This window comes from Pseudoalteromonas sp. (assembly GCF_041629635.1).
GTDB lineage: Bacteria > Pseudomonadota > Gammaproteobacteria > Enterobacterales > Alteromonadaceae > Pseudoalteromonas.
This window is the reverse complement of record NZ_JBFKMX010000080.1, coordinates 1-16,784: the sequence shown is the minus strand read 5'-3', so window position 1 is coordinate 16,784 and position 16,784 is coordinate 1. Positions and strand designations below refer to the sequence as shown.

The following is a 16,784-nucleotide window of genomic DNA, read 5'->3' as shown; positions in this document are numbered from 1 at the left end:
GCCATTTGGTAACACAGTATAAATGACGCTTAATTGCACAAGTATTTTTCTCTTTTCAATGGTATATTACCAGCTCAAGTAATGAGAGAAATCATTAAAATTAAATTATTCTAGAGTGTATTAACGCTGTCAGTTTAAATTTTGTACAAACGATATAAATTTGATGCAGCAAAAAGTAATACTGTTTGGGTTTTTATAAGAATTTTGACAAAAGACCACCTATGTTAAATATGGTGTGACACCAAACTTAAATATACTCTTTTTCACAAGGTTATCTGATTAATGAAACGCCCTTTTGGCATATTGGCAACACTGATATTTATGTCACCTATAGCAAGTGCTTCAGATATGTTTTCCCTATGTGAAACAGATCCAAACCTTAGTTGGCAATCAACTTCTGACCTAGCCTTAGGGCAATTGGCTATTAACGCTGATACCGTTGAACTCGCAGGTCGAAATAAAGCGCTTTTTAGTGGCAATGTAGTTATGGACTCAACGCAGATGAGTCTAACTGCTTCAAGTGCTGAACTTGATAAACTCAATGGCATGCTTAATGCGATTGGTCCAATTATCTATCAAGACACGAATAGCTATATTTCATCAAAACATTTTTTTGCTAACTTTAACTCATCTGAATTATCACTCGGTGATGCAAAATACCAGTTCACACAACAAGCTGGTCGCGGTGAAGCAAAGCTTCTTGAAGTAACTAACCAAGCACTTTTGTTAGAAGACGCCAGTTTTACAACTTGCCCAAGCGAAACCCCTGTGTGGGCGCTTGATGCGAAAAAAATTAAGTTATCGCAAGAAGAAGGATGGGGTGAAACCTATGGTGCTGTTCTTAAAGTTTACGATACGCCGATTTTCTATCTTCCCTATTTTACTTTCCCAATTTCGGATAAACGTAAGTCAGGTTTTATTGAGCCCACATTCACCAGCTCTAACCGTTACGGTTTAGAAATAGAAACACCTTTTTACTGGAACATTGCACCTAATATGGATGCAACCATTACCCCACGTTACATGGCAAACAAAGGCTTTCAGTTACAAACGGAGTTTCGCTATTTAACTGAAGAGCATCAAGGTATGGCGGCAATTGAATACCTTAATAGTGATGATTCGGCTCCGGAACTCAATAGTCGTTATCTGCTTCATTTTAGCCAATACAGTAAAATTGATGATAATTGGCTCGGTCAAATTGATATTACCAATATCAGTGATGACAACTACATCAATGATATGGGTTCAAGCTATGCCAATCGCACAGACACCCAACTAAACCACCTGATCCAATTAACCCATTTAGGTGAAAACTGGCACACCGACTTTAAACTACAAGGCTTTGAAGTATTAGGTGATCACTTAGAGTCTTATCGTGCGTTACCACAAATTTCATTCAACCAAATTAATGCATTTGATTTTTATGGATTTGATTTTACCTTTAACGGTGAATTTGCTCATTTCCAAAATGAAGAAGCAATTGTTGAAGAAGCGACGCGTCTTCATTTAGAGCCGAAACTTAGTTACGGAATAAGTGACTATGCATGGAGTTTTCTTTCTGAAGTGAGTGTGCTGCAAACCAATTATCATCAACAAGGTGATTTACTTGGCAGTCAATTTGAAGAAAACGTCAATCGAACTTTGCCAAAGCTTCGCCTTTACGGACAAATTAACTTTGAGCGTGACACTCAGTGGTTAGTAGATAAAGGTTTACAAACACTTGAACCAAAAGCGCAATATTTATATATCCCAGAAAAAGACCAATCTAATATTGGCTTATACGATACCGTTAAATTACAAGATGATTTTTACGGGCTATTTCGCGAGCAGCGCTTCTCTGGGGTCGATAGAATTGCCACGGCAAACCAGTTTACTTTAGGTGCTACAACACGCATATTTAACCAACAAAACAATGAAGTGTTTAACTTTAGCATTGGTCAGATTTTCTATGTTTCAGATAAGGCGAAACCATCTGAAATAGACGACAACGCAAGTTACAATTCATTATTCGCCAGTGAAGCCATGCTTCATTGGCATAAAAACTGGTATTTATCTGCTGGTCTGCAATACGATACGGATGGCAGCGAATTAGTTAACTCGCATTTAACCCTCGATTACAAGGGTGATAATAATGAGCTAATTCAATTGAACCATAGATACGCAAATAATGTCTCAGGAAATACCATTGAACAAATTGGTCTGTTTGCCAGTTATCCTATTGGTGAGCAATGGCAACTTGTTTCAAGCTATCAACGTGATCTCGAAAGCGATCGCAGCGTAGAATTTTTAACTGGTGTACAATACCAGTCATGTTGTTGGGCGATTCAATTATCTGGTAGTAGACAAATTGAAACTGACTTAAACAAGCCAGTAGGTCAATTTGAAAATGAATCAGCTAAATTTGACTCGAGTATTCAAATTAAATTTATAATGGGTCTTGATGCGCAAAAACTACTCAACCAAAGCATCTTTAGTTATCGCAGACCTTATTTTCTAACAAATTAAATGTGTAAGTAGAAAAATCAATGAAGTTAAAACGATTAATGACCGCGGGCGTTGCCCTACTTGCTTTTTGCCAAAGCGCATACAGCCAAACCGTACTTGATAGTGTTGCGGTAAAAGTTAACGACGGTGTCGTTCTTCAAAGTGAAGTTGATGCTCTGGTTAACCGTGTAACAAACCGCGCCAAAGAATCGGGTCAAGAACTACCTTCTGAAACAGCACTTAGACGTCAGGCAATTGATAAACTTATTGACCAAACTTTGTTATTACAAATGGGTGAGCGTATTGGTTTGCGTATTTCGGATGCACAACTTGACCAAACTCTGACACAAATGGCTGCAGAGCAAGGTGCTACCCTTGATGATATGCGCCGTTCACTAGAAGCGGGTGGCGACAGCTTCCAAATGTACCGTGAAGAAATTCGTAACGAAATGATCGCCAGCCGTACCATGCGCGCTAGTGTAGAGCGTCGTGTATATGTGAGCCTTCAAGAAGTACAAAATTTACTTCGCATTTTAGAAGAGCAAGGCCAAACCAATGAAGAATACAATGTTGGTCATATCCTGATTGAAATCCCTGACGGTGCTACCGCAGAGGAAATCAAAGCACAAAAAGAACGTGCTGAAGCTGTTATTAGGCTTTTAAATGAAGGTCGTGAGTTTAAACAAATTGCGATTGCTTCGTCTGGAGGTGCTAAGGCATTAGAAGGTGGTCAACTCGGTTGGATGAACATCAATGAAATGCCAACATTGTTCGCTGAAGCCGTTAAAGGCCACAAAAAAGGTGATATTGTGGGCCCTCTTCGCTCAGGCGCAGGTTTCCACATTGTAAAATTACAAGATGTACGTGGTGTTGAAGTTGTTGAAGCGGTTGAACTTAAAGTTCGCCACATCTTAGTTAAGCCTTCAATCATTGTTTCTGAAGAAAAAGCGCGATCTATGCTTGCTGGCTTTGTTACTGACATAAAAGCGGGTAATGCTGATTTCGGTGAGCTTGCAAAAGAGCACTCAGAAGATCCAGGTTCTGCACTTAATGGTGGTGCATATGATTGGACTGACCCTAACTCTTGGGTAGGTGAGTTTAAAGAAACTGCGCTTGGCTTAGAAAAAGGTCAAATTAGTGAACCATTCAGAACACAGTTTGGCTGGCACATTATGGAGCTAATGGATCGTCGCATCTCTGATAAAACAGAGTTAGTGAAGCAAAACCGCGCTCACCAGATGATTTTTAATCGCCGTTTTAAAGAAGAAAGCTTCACTTTCCAACGCGAGCTTCGTGAACAAGCTTACATCGAAGTAATAGAAGAATAATGATGACTTTACGTATTGCAATTACTCCTGGTGAACCTGCGGGTATTGGTCCAGATTTAATTTTACAACTGGCGCAACAAAATTGGCCTGCTGAACTTGTTGTAATTGCAGACAAATCGCTTTTAAAAGCACGTGCAAAACAGCTTGGCATTGATATCGTATTAAACGATTACAATGCTCAACTAGCACCAAAAATGCACACTGCTGGTTCACTTACTGTAAAACACATTGCAATTAGTGAAGAAGTTGTTGCAGGTGAGCTTAACGATACTAATGGCCAGTATGTGCTTGATACTTTGAAATACGCCTCTGATGGCAATATGCAAGGTGAGTTTGCAGCTGTTGTAACTGGCCCTGTACATAAAGGTATTATCAACCAAGCTGGTATTTCGTTTAGTGGTCATACTGAGTTTTTTGCACAACAATCGAATACTCCTGATGTTGTGATGATGCTTGCTACTGAAGGATTACGTGTTGCCTTAGTGACAACGCATATCCCGCTCGCATATGTATCTAAAGCGATTACTGAAGATCGTTTAAGCAAAGTAACGCGCATTCTTCACCATGATTTAACCACTAAATTTGGTATTGCAGCGCCTAAAATTTATGTCTGTGGTCTTAACCCTCATGCGGGTGAAAATGGTCATTTAGGTAGAGAGGAAATCGAAGTGATTTCACCTACCTTAGAACTGCTTAGAAATGAAGGCATTAACTTAGTTGGCCCGTTACCAGCAGATACTTTATTTCAAGATAAATACTTAAAAGATGCAGATGCGGTGCTTGCAATGTATCACGATCAAGGATTACCTGTGTTAAAATACAAAGGATTTGGTAATTCGGTGAACATTACCCTTGGTCTGCCATTTATCCGCACCTCAGTGGACCATGGCACTGCGCTTGATTTAGCTGCAAAAGGCGAAGCGGAAGTGGGAAGTTTTGAATTAGCAATTTCAAAAGCAATTGAAATGGCAAGTAAAAGCGCACAATAAATGAATGATAAAGTACACTTAGGGCACCGCGCCCGTAAACGTTTTGGTCAGAACTTTTTACACGATACCAGTATTATCGATAAAATTGTTACCGCAATTGACCCAAAACCTGGCGATAATTTAGTAGAAATTGGCCCTGGCCTTGGCGCAATCACTGAGCCTGTTGCTGATTTAACCGATCACTTAACGGTTGTAGAGCTTGATAAAGATCTTGCTCATCGCTTAATTCATCATCCTTTTCTTGCAAGTAAACTAACCGTACATCAAGGTGATGCTATGCAATTTGATTTTGCATCTTTAATCACTGATGAACGCAAGCTAAAAGTATTTGGTAATTTACCTTACAACGTATCAACACCACTTCTTTTCCATTTGTTCGAATTTTACCAAAATATCGAGCACATGCATTTTATGCTTCAAAAAGAAGTCGTTAAACGTATGGTTGCAAGCCCTGGTACAAAAGCATTCGGTAGGTTAAGTGTTATGACACAATACTACTGCCATGCTATGCCTGTAATTGATGTACCACCAGAGTGTTTTAAGCCTGCGCCGAAAGTAGACTCAGCTGTAATTCGTCTAATCCCTAAAACGCCAGACCAATTAAAAGCGAAAAGTACCAAACTTTTAAATACCGTATGTTTAGAAGCGTTCAACCAACGACGCAAAACTATTCGCAATAGTTTATCTAACTTACTAACACCTGAAGAAATTGAAAACTTAGGGTTAGATTTAACGCTTCGTGCTGAAAATCTTTCTCTAGATACATTTGTAAAAATCGCAAACTGGATTTATGACAACAAGCAGTAACTCTCCGATTAAAGTATCGGTAGAAACTTTTTATGTCGACGGTCAATCTGAACCTGAAAAAGACAAATTTGTTTTTGCCTATACCATCACAATTAAAAATCACAGCTTATGTGCGGCTAAGTTGCTTAGTCGCTATTGGCTGATTACAGATGCCAATGGTAAAGAAACAGAGGTTGAAGGTGAAGGCGTGGTAGGTGAAACTCCTACCATCGGCCCTGGTGAAAGTTACTCTTATACCTCAGGCGCTGTGCTAGACACTCCAATAGGAACAATGCAAGGCTACTATCAAATGCGCAATGAATTTGGTAATGAGTTTCAAGCACCTATCAAGGTATTCCGTCTCGCGAGTAATGTAGTGCTTCATTAATAAAGCTTATGGCTGATTATGTAATTGGTGATCTTCAAGGCTGCTATGATGAATTCATAACGTTACTAGATGTTGTGAATTTTAATACAAGCCAAGATCACCTTTATCTTGTCGGTGATATTGTCGCGAGAGGCCCTAATTCACTTGCGTGTCTCAAGTTTTTATTTGATCATCAAAACTGTGTCAGTATCACACTTGGTAATCATGATTTACATTTACTAGCCACGTATTACACAAACAGTCAACCCAACCCTAAAGATAATCTGCAAAGCTTGTACAACTCAAATATGTTGCCAACATACATTGATTTTTTAAGGCAACAACCTTTAGCAATTTGGTTAGAACAATATAACACCTTAATTTCTCATGCAGGTCTCAACCCACAATTAGATTTAAATCAAGCTCTCACATTAGCAGCTAAAGCAGAGAAGAAATATCAAGGTGACAATGCAACCTTCTACCTTTCTAATATGTACGGCAATAACATTAACTGCGTTTCAGATATCAATGACAATCTGTCCCGCTTCACCTTTACAATAAATGCATTTACACGTATGCGCTTTGTTGATGAAGATGGAAAAATGGATTTTAGGAACAAAGGTCCGATAACACAAAAAATAAGTACATTAAAGCCTTGGTTCGAAGTTAATAATATAAATCATCAAAATATAAACGTGTGTTTCGGTCATTGGGCTGCATTACAAGGTCAAACCCCCTATGCAAATCTATTTGCTTTAGACACAGGCTGTATCTGGGGTGAGCAGATGACTCTTCTTGAACTCAAAACGCAAAAAAAACACTATTGCAATAACCTCAAAGCACATTAATATAGTAATTAAGTTGTATTTTTAGTGATGACCACAAACTAATCAACTAGAATTACTGTAATTAAGCTTTGACTTTGCTAGATTAAATTAAAGTTGTATCCATGTATGTCGATAAATTGGAAAAGTCCTAAAGAGACTTATTCACTTTGCCGGCAATTTGTAAACAGGAATGAATATGAAGTTGACTGTAAGCCAACGTATTTGGGGTGGATTTATTTTAATCACCCTGTTATTGATAACCATTGGTATCAATTCACTGATTAGAATAAATAGTATTAGTAATTCATCTAATCATGTAAATACTCTCTCTATTCCTGCGCTCAGGGCAACAAATGAGCTTCAGGTATCATTTAATAAAATGCAAGCACTTGCGTTACAAGTTTATTACAGCGATAACAGCAAAGAATTGCAGAGTTTAATTAGTCAGTACCAAACAGCAGCTCGAGACTTTGATAAATCCAATGAGCGACTTAAGCAAGTTGTTAGCAGTGACGCCCAATTGACTAATGCTGCAGCTGCAGTAGATAAGACCTATTTAAGCTTCGTCGGGCGAGTACAAAACTTAAACAACAATAAAACTAGAGCACTAGAACTCGAAAATATACTTAAAAATCAACTTGAGACACTTGAAATCGCCGCTGAAGATGCCAGCACTGTTATTTTAGACTTAAGCGATGGAGCTGAGCTTGAAGATAATTCTCAACGCTTATATCAAGCAGTTTCCAACATTGAAACAGCCCTTCTTAGTCTAGTGAGTAACAGTACAGATTTAACAAACATACGTAATTCGTCAACTGTTGAAACTCTTTCAAACGAAGTTAATTTCAGCATCAATGATATTCAACGCAACCTCGAACTTTTAAACGAAACCTTTGAACAAACTGACGATGGATTATTCCAAGATTTTAAAAACCACCTCAAAACAGTAAAAGAAAACAGCCAAGGAAATCAATCTCTTGCAAATATAAAACAGAATCACATTCGACAATTAGAAGAAGCAAAGAGCAATCTTATTTTGGCAGAACAAGATACAAACACAGCCAGTGCTCAACTAGAAAAGTTAGGTTCGTTATCTGACAATTTAGTGGCAGAATTAAGAGCTGAAGTAGTAAGCAGCGTTACAAAAGCAGAGCTTTGGACATGGTTAGGCATGATCATTGCGACGATAATCGCCATTGCAATTGCTTTTCTAACTGTTCAGCGTATTACCAAACCTCTCAGTGAAATTAATAGCGTTTTAGATAACGTTGCACAAGGTGATATGACTAAACGCCTTGATGATAGCAATCAAGATGAATTTGGAGAACTGGCGAAAAGCCTAAATAGAGTGACAGAGAACCTACGTAATTTAATCCAAGGCATTATTTCTCGCTCTACACAACTTGCGGCTGCGTCAGAAGAAACCTCAGCTGTTACCGTCGAGTCCAGTCAAGCAATAGAGAGTCAGCGCGCACAAGTCGAACAAGCTGCCACTGCTACCACTGAAATGAGCAGCACCTCTCAATCTGTAACACAAAGCGCAGAAGATGCACTACATGAAATTAAACAGGCAGATAGTGAGGCGGAACGCGTTAAAACCATATCAAATAACAATAAGTTAACTATCGAGAAACTAGCAAGTGAAGTTGCTGGCGCAGCTCAGGTAATAAATAAACTCCATCAAGACAGTGCATCCATCGGCGGCATTTTAGATGTTATCCGTGGCATCGCAGAACAAACAAACTTACTTGCTCTTAATGCTGCAATTGAAGCTGCTCGTGCAGGTGAGCAAGGGCGTGGATTTGCCGTAGTAGCTGATGAAGTTCGCTCACTAGCGAGTAAAACACAAGAATCAACTCAAGAGATCCAGGCCATGATCGAGTCATTGCAAAGTGGTGCGGAAGAGGCTGTAGCTGTTATGGCTAAAGGTCAACAACAGGCTGATTCTTGTGTCGAGCAATCTGAACAAGCGGCTTCTGCACTTGAGCAAATTACGCAAGCTGTATCGCAAGCACACGATGCAAGTGAGCAAATTGCAACAGCAGCCGGTGAACAACATCAAGTGTCACAAGAAATCAGCGAGAGCCTTGAGTCTATTGTTGCGATTGCTGAGCAAACAGCTGAAGGAGCAAACCAAACATCCGCTTCTGCAAGTGAAGTTGCGAAACTCGCTGAAGAGTTAAGACTTTCAGTAGAAGAGTTTAAGGTTTAATCCTTAATTAATTTAAAAGCCCACCAGTCTCGGTGGGCTTTTTTGTGTCTAAATTTTAGGAATAGTTACTTTTATAAGTACTTAACCAAAGGAAAAATTGAAGCATCAACGTCCTGAGTTCTGCGTTCTGCGTTCTGCGTTCTGCGTTCTGCGTTCTGCGTTCTGCGTTCTGCGTTCTGCGTTCTGCGTTCTGCAAATTTAATTTCCTAAAGAAATAATACAACCATTAATTTCGCTTTAAAGAGATATTAATGGTTACTTATAATTTGCTGATTAAAAATCATTAGCTCTTTCACAGGATGAAAATTAAGAAACTCTAAATAATATTTCAGCATGTATTTAAATAGACACAAAAAAGCCAGCTTAGTAGCTGGCTTTTAGTCAAAGGGAAGATGATTTTTTAAAGGCCTGCTCGTTCCTTTAATGCAGCAATAACAGCTGAGCCTGAGTGCCCATTTGCGTCAGCCCATGCTACATCACCGCCTGCCGCTAAATCACTTTTTGGTAGCTGCTTTACAATATACTCACCAGTACCATTTGCTCCATTGGCAATTGCATGACGAATTAGGTTGTTACCACCACAACTAATACCAGCATAAATGTTGCGGAGCTTAACGCGTGTATCTTTTAGCGTTTTACGAATGCGACTTTTATCATCTGCTGCCACATAGTCACATAAACTTGCAGCTAACTGCTCATTTGCATTAACGCTATGAGAGCTAATCAACGCAGCCGAAGAAATAGATAGAGTAATTAAAAATGTTGATAATTTCATGGTACAGCAACCTTTAGTAGCACTTTATACTTAACTTGTTTCTGACAATTCTAACAACAAGTTAAACCCTCTTCAAGAAATTAACCCTAATTTATTATAAATAACAAATCGGTAATGGTATTGATTGACTTCATCAGGTGAAAAACTAGTACTTTCTAATACTTCCCAATTTGCAACTGCTTCGTAATCAGGAAACTGTGTATCACCTTCAACATCCAAATCGATATGAGTTAAGTATAGACGATCTGCTCGGGTTAAAAAGTCTAAGTAAATTTTTCCCCCACCGATGATCATCACCTCTTCAACATCACCTGCAAGAGACAAGGCGTGCTCAGGGCTTAGAGCCATTATTGCGCCATCAATAACATAGTCAGTGTTTCGCGTAATGATTATATTATCTCTTCCTGGGAGTAAGCGCCCAATAGACTCATATGTGCGGCGACCCATTATCACGGGTTTGCCTAAGGTGACTGCTTTAAAGTGTTTTAAATCTGCTGGAAGGTGCCAAGGCATATCATTATCTTTACCAATAACACGATTATTAGCCATCGCAGCTATCATTGAAATCATCATAAGAAATTAATACTTTTAACCTAGTTATTTATCATTAGTACTTTTTTATTAAATATAAAAAAAGGTGCGCAAGCACCTTTAATTATCGTTGATACACGACTTCTACATCGTAGTCATCTTCATCCCAATCTTCATCATCGTCGTCATCATCAAAATCTGACAACTGATCTTCATGGTATGTATCCCATTTAAATTCAACTTCAGCCTGTTCATTTTCTACAACAAACTTTTCTTTTGGCATTGACTCTAGTAACTGCATAATGTCGAAACACAGTTGCTCTGTTCCAATTTTATTAAATGCTGAAATTTTATATGTTTTCTCTGCTTCTAACTCTTCAGCTATTTCAGCACATAACTCATCAGCTTCATCATCTAATAAGAGATCAATCTTATTAAATACTAACCAACGAGGTTTTGCTGCAAGCTCTGGGCTATAACGCTCAAGCTCACCTAAAATAGTGTAAGCATTTTCTACCGGATCAGAACCGTCAACCGGCATAATATCAATTATGTGTAGTAAAACACGGCAACGCTCTAAGTGCTTTAAGAAACGTATACCAAGACCAGCACCTTCGGCAGCACCTTCAATAAGCCCTGGAATATCAGCGATTACAAATGATTGATTTTGGCTTGGTCTTACAACACCTAAGTTTGGTACTAGTGTAGTAAATGGATAATCAGCAACTTTTGGTTTTGCCGCAGACACACTGCGGATAAATGTCGATTTACCAGCGTTAGGCAGGCCTAACAAACCAACATCAGCAAGAAGTAACAACTCTAAACGAAGGTTTCTGATTTCACCTGGTGTACCAAGCGTTTTTCTGCGCGGGGCACGGTTCGTACTTGATTTAAAACGGGTGTTACCAAGTCCATGAAAACCACCTTTAGCAACAATAATTTTATGGCCATGTTGCGTTAAGTCACCTAATACTTCGGCAGTGTCGACATCAACAATGCGAGTACCTACAGGTACTTTCAAAGTAAGATCTTCCCCTTTTTTCCCTGTCATATTGCGACCAGCACCATTAGTACCGCGCTCAGCTTTATGGAAACGTTCAAACTGGTAATCGATCAAGGTATTTAAGTTTTCATCAGCTTCAATAAAAACACTACCACCATCACCACCGTCACCACCGTCAGGGCCACCATCGGGAACAAACTTTTCTCGGCGAAATGAAACTACACCGCTACCGCCATCACCAGCTTCAACGCGAATTTCAACTTCATCTACAAATTTCATATATTTAGCCTTACACAGCCTAGAATGTTTTCATTATACAAGACAATCAGGGTGTGCGTAATCAAGAAACAAAAAAAGCCCCGCAAATGCGGGGCTTTTTAAAATTTTTTAGGGATTACTCAGCAATAATGCTTACGTATTTACGACCTAAAGGACCTTTTTGCTCAAACTGAACTTTACCGTTTGAAGTTGCAAATAAAGTGTGGTCTTTACCCATACCAACGTTAGTACCAGCGTGGAACTTAGTACCACGTTGACGAACGATGATGTTACCCGCTAAAACTGATTCACCACCGTAGCGCTTAACACCTAGGCGTTTGCTTTCTGAATCACGACCGTTACGAGTACTACCAGCTGCTTTCTTATGTGCCATCTTTCTGTACCTCTAAATTAAGCGTTAATGCCAGTGATTTTAACTTCAGTGAACCACTGACGGTGACCCATTTGCTTGCGAGAATGCTTACGACGTCTAAACTTAACGATCTTAACTTTCTCACCACGACCATGAGATACAACTTCAGCTGTAACCTTACCGCCATTTACGAAAGGTGCACCAATTTCGATTTTCTCACCGTTTGCAACAAGTAATACTTTGTCAAATTCTACTGCTGCACCAGTTTCAGCCTCTAATTTCTCAAGGCGAATCGTTTGACCTTCAGTCACACGGTGCTGTTTACCACCACTTTGGAAAACCGCGTACATAATTAACTCCGTTCTGCGCCCTCAAATCGACGCAACTTAATAATCTTCGATAGGGCGCGAAGTCTACGCTAAATTAGACCATTGCGCAAGCCTATTTTTATAAAAAAGACTAATAATGTTGCGTGTCGAAAGACGCACTTAAAAATTTGATATTATTGGCGCCAATTCTACCCAATTATGTCCACTTAGAAAACTATTATTTTACATAAAATATTGATTCTACTAAAAGCCAAAAATAGTGTACAATCCCCGGCAAATATGTGGCTCTTCCCCTTTAAACTTGGAGACTCATGGATATCAAAGCGATCCAAGCCTTAACAGAACAAGATATGTTAGCAGTTAATAAACTCATCGAGCAGCAACTGCAATCGAATGTCGCACTAGTTAATCAGTTAGGTCTTTATATTGTCAACAGCGGTGGTAAACGAATTCGTCCTATTTTATCAATTCTTGCTGCAAAAGCACTTGGACATCAAGGTCAAGACCATGTTCGTTTAGCTGCAATTGTTGAGTTTATCCATACAGCTACTCTTCTTCATGATGATGTTGTTGATGAGTCATTACTGCGTCGTGGAAATCCTACAGCTAATGCTGAATTTGGTAATGCAGCAAGCGTTTTAGTTGGTGATTTTATCTACACTCGTGCATTCCAGCTAATGGTTGGTTTTAACAAGATGCAAGTAATGGATATCTTTGCCCATGCGACTAATGTGATTGCTGAAGGTGAAGTTTTACAGTTAATGAATTGTAATGATCCTGACACCACTGAAGATAACTATATGCAAGTTATCTATAGTAAAACAGCTAAGTTATTTGAAGCTGCAACTGAATTAGCTGCAATTATTACCGAGCAAAGTGATGAGGTAATTAACGGATTAAAATTCTATGGAATGCATTTAGGAACTGCTTTTCAGCTTGTTGATGACGTACTTGATTACAGTGCTAACCAAGCTGAATTAGGGAAATCTATTGGCGATGATCTTGCCGAAGGAAAACCGACGCTGCCTTTGATCTATGCAATGCAAAATGGATCAGATGAACAAAGAAATTTGATCCGCGGTGCAATTGAAAAAGCGGATGGCAAAAACTACCTTGATAGAGTCTTAACCGTTTTAGATGAAACTAATGCCTTATCACTCACAATGCAAAAAGCGCAAGAAGAAGCACAGAAAGCAATTCACTATCTATCGGTGATACCTGAATCTGACTACAAAGATGCATTAATAGCACTTGCCAAAATATCTGTTGATAGAAAGTACTAATTTTATTCATAAAAAAAACCGCTGAAATCAGCGGTTTTTATTATTTTACGCTCTAAACAGCGATTCAATATTTAATCCTTGGTGCGTTAACACCTCTTTTAAGCGTCGAAGCGCTTCAACTTGGATTTGTCTAACTCGCTCACGTGTTAACCCAATTTCTTTACCCACATCTTCTAAAGTAGAAGGTTCGTAACCGAGTAAACCAAATCGTCTTGCTAACACTTCACGTTGTTTTGCATTAAGCTCTTCAAGCCAATGAACAATATTATTGTGAATGTCTTGGTCTTGAATCTCACCTTCAGGACCACGCCCTTTTTCATCAGCAATAATATCCAGCAGTGCCTTATCAGAATCGCCTCCAATTGGAGTGTCAACTGAGCTAATTTTTTCGTTTAAACGCAGCATCTTACTTACGTCTTCAACTGGACGATCTAGCTTTTCAGCTATTTCTTCAGCTGTTGGTTCATGATCTAACTTTTGCGTTAGTTCACGAGCAGTACGAAGATAAACATTAAGCTCTTTAACAACATGGATGGGCAGTCTGATAGTGCGCGTTTGATTCATTATCGCACGTTCAATGGTTTGACGGATCCACCAAGTTGCATAAGTAGAGAATCTAAATCCACGTTCAGGATCAAATTTTTCAACCGCTCTGATCAAACCTAAGTTACCTTCTTCGATCAGATCTAATAATGCTAAACCTCTATTGTTGTAGCGTCTCGCAATCTTCACTACTAAACGTAGATTACTTTCAATCATACGTTTTCGTGATGCTTCGCAACCACGTAGAGCTTTGCGTGCAAAAAATACTTCTTCTTCTGCACTGAGTAATGGTGAAAAGCCGATTTCGCCTAGGTAAAGTTGTGTAGCATCTAAGTTCTTAACAACTTCTTCTTTAGCGAAGATTTCATCTTCGGTATCTTCAATTTCTTCAAGATCTTCATCTTTAACATCCATATCGATATTTAGATCTACTATGTCTTCTTTCTTTGTGCGTCCCATAAGCATCCTCCCGTGACCTTTAACACTAAAACACGTTCGCGCCCCAACTAACTTAGCGTGACAAATACCTCAATGGATCAACCGATTTTCCACGGTATCTAACTTCAAATCTAAGTCCTACTGACTTAGCTTCTGAATTTCCCATCGTGGCGATTTTTTGCCTAGCTGTAACTTTTTGCTTTTCTTTAACCAAAATTATTTGGTTGTGAGCGTATGCTGTAAGATAATCATCGTTATGTTTCACTATAATTAAATTACCATACCCTCTTAACGCACTTCCCGCATAAACAACAATCCCATCTGCTGCTGCAAGAATGTCAGTCCCTAACTTATTTTTTATTAGTATCCCTTTGTAGCCGTTTTCTTTTCCTGAAAACTTCCTTGCTACACGACCTTTACTTGGCCAATACCATCGCAACTTTTCAGTATTTTGAGTTACTTTTTGTTGCTTTTTTAAACTGGTCTGATTTTCAACATACTCTTGTTGTTTTTTAGGATCAAGTGGTTTTTTTAATGAATTGTTATTTTTTTGTATAGTTTTGGTAGACTTACTGGTCTTATCAGTGTAGCTTTTAGGCTTTTTTTGAATTTTGCTGCTTGTATTTAATTGTAATATTTGGCCAGGGAAAATTGTGTAAGGGGCTTTAATACCATTGATCTTAGCCAGATCTCGGAAGTCTTTGTTTGATCTAAAAGCGATTGAATATAAGGTTTCACCTTTTTTAACTTTATAGTTACTTCCTTTAATTTTAATTTTTTGTTGCGAACTAGTCTTACCAGACGTTAAATTTGCAACTGGGGCTGGCGTTGTTCTACTACTACATGCGATAAGCTGTAAACATATAATGCAAGTAAAAAGCTGAAGTAATAAACGCATATTTACTCCTAATCAATCGCACCAGCGACTAATGGAACAAATCTTACCTCTTCTAAGGTTTGTGTTATGAGAGTTTGACCCTGACGTTTTACTGCAACTAAATGCTGTTGTTTCTCACCGATTGGAGCAATGAGCACACCACCATCATTTAATTGTTCAACTAAAGCTTGTGGAATTTCACTTGCGGCAGCAGTCACAATAATACCGTCATACGGTGCATTAGCTTGCCACCCCTGCCAACCATCACTATGTTTCATTACCACATTAAATAAATCCAACTGCTGCAGTCTTCTTTTAGCTTGCCACTGTAATGCTTTAATACGTTCAATCGAATAAATTCGCTCAAAGCACTGAGCTAGAATCGCCGACTGATATCCTGAGCCTGTACCAATTTCAAGAACTCTTGCCGCAGGACTTGTTAGCTGCAAAAGTAATTCCGTCATTCTTGCAACAATAAAGGGCTGTGAGATAGTTTGCCCAAGCCCAATAGGTAAGGCCGTATTTTGATACGATTTATGCTTTAAAACATCATCAACAAAAATATGACGAGGTGTTGACGCAATGGCGTCTAACACCTTTCGTGAGCGAATTCCTTGTTGATGTAAGAGTTGCGCTAGTTGGTGAGCGCTGCGACTATAATTATTTAACACCTGAAATATTCAACCCTTCAATCCAGGATTCCATTTTTTTAAGGCTCGCTTTTGCAGTCATATCAACAGTAAGTGGGGTAACAGAGGCAAATCCGTTCGCTACCGCATGAAAATCTGTTCCTTCACCAGCATCCTGCGCTTCACCTAAGTGACCATACCAATAAATCTTTCGTCCCCAAGGATCACTTTGTTCTTGCATTGTTTCGGCCTTATGACGAGAACCTAAGCGAGTAACCTTAATGCCTTTAAGTTCTGAAAGTGGAATGTCCGGTACGTTTAAGTTGATTATTTGATCTGACTCTAGTGGATGAGCTTTTATTTCATTAATAATAGAGACGGCTACGGCAGCAGCTGTGTCATAGTTTTTTTCTTTTTTTGAGCACAGAGATACTGCAATTGCAGGCAAACCTAAAAATCGCCCTTCTGAAGCAGCTGCAACAGTACCCGAATACAGCGTATCATCTCCTAAATTTGCCCCATTATTTATACCTGCCACAACAATATCTGGAGTAAAATCAACAAGTTTATTTATTGCTAATTGAACACAATCACTGGGTGTACCATTTACTGAGATAAAGCCATTTTCATGTGTGTGGGTTCTTAAAGGGTTTAGTAAAGTAAGTGAATTACTTGCACCACTACAGTTACGGTCTGGCGCCACAACAGTGACTTCTGCAATTTGAGAAAGCGCTAAATACAAAGCTTCAATG

Annotated in this window: 17 protein-coding genes; 8 read left to right on the top strand and 9 right to left on the bottom strand. The window is 39.0% G+C overall.

Features of this window, described 5'->3' with window-relative positions:
- The first annotated feature begins 282 nt into the window (after positions 1 to 282).
- The 7 genes from lptD to ABYD77_RS12105 all read left to right on the top strand — a co-directional run bounded on the left by lptD (position 283) and on the right by ABYD77_RS12105 (position 8,993).
- A complete protein-coding gene (gene lptD / locus ABYD77_RS12135) occupies positions 283 to 2,505 on the top strand; it encodes an LPS assembly protein LptD (RefSeq protein ID WP_372770218.1) in 2,223 nt (740 codons plus the stop codon).
- A 20-nt stretch (positions 2,506 to 2,525) separates the two neighbouring features.
- On the top strand, positions 2,526 to 3,812 hold the full coding sequence (gene surA / locus ABYD77_RS12130; RefSeq protein WP_372770216.1) for a peptidylprolyl isomerase SurA: 1,287 nt from the start codon (positions 2,526 to 2,528) through the stop codon (positions 3,810 to 3,812).
- A gap of 2 nt (positions 3,813 to 3,814) precedes the next feature.
- Positions 3,815 to 4,801 (top strand): 4-hydroxythreonine-4-phosphate dehydrogenase PdxA, encoded by a 987-nt coding sequence (gene pdxA, locus ABYD77_RS12125; RefSeq protein WP_372770220.1) that lies wholly within the window; start codon positions 3,815 to 3,817, stop codon positions 4,799 to 4,801.
- The gene (gene rsmA, locus ABYD77_RS12120) at positions 4,802 to 5,608 is read left to right on the top strand and encodes a 16S rRNA (adenine(1518)-N(6)/adenine(1519)-N(6))-dimethyltransferase RsmA (RefSeq protein ID WP_372770214.1); all 807 of its coding nucleotides are present in this window, start codon (positions 4,802 to 4,804) and stop codon (positions 5,606 to 5,608) included.
- Positions 5,592 to 5,975, top strand: a complete 384-nt coding sequence (apaG, locus tag ABYD77_RS12115; protein WP_372770212.1) for a Co2+/Mg2+ efflux protein ApaG — start codon at positions 5,592 to 5,594, stop codon at positions 5,973 to 5,975. The genes rsmA and apaG overlap by 17 nt, the downstream gene beginning before the upstream one ends.
- 8 nt (positions 5,976 to 5,983) lie before the next feature.
- A complete protein-coding gene (locus ABYD77_RS12110) occupies positions 5,984 to 6,802 on the top strand; it encodes a symmetrical bis(5'-nucleosyl)-tetraphosphatase (RefSeq protein WP_372770210.1) in 819 nt (272 codons plus the stop codon).
- Between the two features lie 175 nt (positions 6,803 to 6,977).
- Positions 6,978 to 8,993, top strand: a complete 2,016-nt coding sequence (locus ABYD77_RS12105) for a methyl-accepting chemotaxis protein (protein WP_372770208.1) — start codon at positions 6,978 to 6,980, stop codon at positions 8,991 to 8,993.
- 400 nt (positions 8,994 to 9,393) lie between these two features.
- Here the strand turns inward: ABYD77_RS12105 and ABYD77_RS12100 are convergent, their stop codons facing one another.
- From ABYD77_RS12100 to rplU, 5 genes are all read right to left on the bottom strand, one after another.
- Positions 9,394 to 9,768 carry a DUF3718 domain-containing protein gene (locus ABYD77_RS12100; RefSeq protein WP_372770206.1) on the bottom strand — a complete coding sequence of 125 codons (375 nt, stop codon included), beginning with the start codon at positions 9,766 to 9,768 and terminating at the stop codon, positions 9,394 to 9,396.
- 72 nt (positions 9,769 to 9,840) lie between these two features.
- Positions 9,841 to 10,341: a type 3 dihydrofolate reductase gene (gene folA, locus ABYD77_RS12095; RefSeq protein ID WP_372770204.1), complete on the bottom strand. Its 501-nt coding sequence runs from the start codon at positions 10,339 to 10,341 to the stop codon at positions 9,841 to 9,843.
- Between the two features lie 82 nt (positions 10,342 to 10,423).
- On the bottom strand, positions 10,424 to 11,581 hold the full coding sequence (cgtA, locus tag ABYD77_RS12090; protein ID WP_372770202.1) for an Obg family GTPase CgtA: 1,158 nt from the start codon (positions 11,579 to 11,581) through the stop codon (positions 10,424 to 10,426).
- Positions 11,582 to 11,696: 115 nt separating this feature from the next.
- Complete coding sequence (gene rpmA, locus ABYD77_RS12085) at positions 11,697 to 11,954, bottom strand: 50S ribosomal protein L27 (protein WP_010560931.1); 258 nt, start codon at positions 11,952 to 11,954, stop codon at positions 11,697 to 11,699.
- A 17-nt stretch (positions 11,955 to 11,971) separates the two neighbouring features.
- Positions 11,972 to 12,283, bottom strand: coding sequence for a 50S ribosomal protein L21 (gene rplU, locus ABYD77_RS12080; RefSeq protein WP_010560932.1), 312 nt, complete (start codon positions 12,281 to 12,283; stop codon positions 11,972 to 11,974).
- A gap of 290 nt (positions 12,284 to 12,573) precedes the next feature.
- Between rplU and ispB the strand changes: the two genes are divergently transcribed.
- Positions 12,574 to 13,545: an octaprenyl diphosphate synthase gene (gene ispB / locus ABYD77_RS12075; RefSeq protein ID WP_372770199.1), complete on the top strand. Its 972-nt coding sequence runs from the start codon at positions 12,574 to 12,576 to the stop codon at positions 13,543 to 13,545.
- Positions 13,546 to 13,590: 45 nt separating this feature from the next.
- Here ispB and rpoS read toward each other — a convergent pair whose 3' ends face one another.
- The 4 genes from rpoS to surE are packed head-to-tail and all read right to left on the bottom strand — an operon-like array spanning position 13,591 to position 16,783.
- Entirely contained in the window at positions 13,591 to 14,547 is a 957-nt protein-coding gene (rpoS, locus tag ABYD77_RS12070; protein ID WP_372770197.1) for an RNA polymerase sigma factor RpoS, read from the bottom strand.
- 52 nt (positions 14,548 to 14,599) lie between these two features.
- Positions 14,600 to 15,424: a peptidoglycan DD-metalloendopeptidase family protein gene (locus ABYD77_RS12065; RefSeq protein ID WP_372770195.1), complete on the bottom strand. Its 825-nt coding sequence runs from the start codon at positions 15,422 to 15,424 to the stop codon at positions 14,600 to 14,602.
- 8 nt (positions 15,425 to 15,432) lie between these two features.
- Positions 15,433 to 16,074, bottom strand: coding sequence for a protein-L-isoaspartate(D-aspartate) O-methyltransferase (locus ABYD77_RS12060; RefSeq protein WP_372770193.1), 642 nt, complete (start codon positions 16,072 to 16,074; stop codon positions 15,433 to 15,435).
- Entirely contained in the window at positions 16,064 to 16,783 is a 720-nt protein-coding gene (gene surE, locus ABYD77_RS12055; protein ID WP_372770191.1) for a 5'/3'-nucleotidase SurE, read from the bottom strand. Before surE ends, ABYD77_RS12060 begins: the two co-directional genes overlap by 11 nt.
- Position 16,784 lies beyond the last annotated feature (1 nt).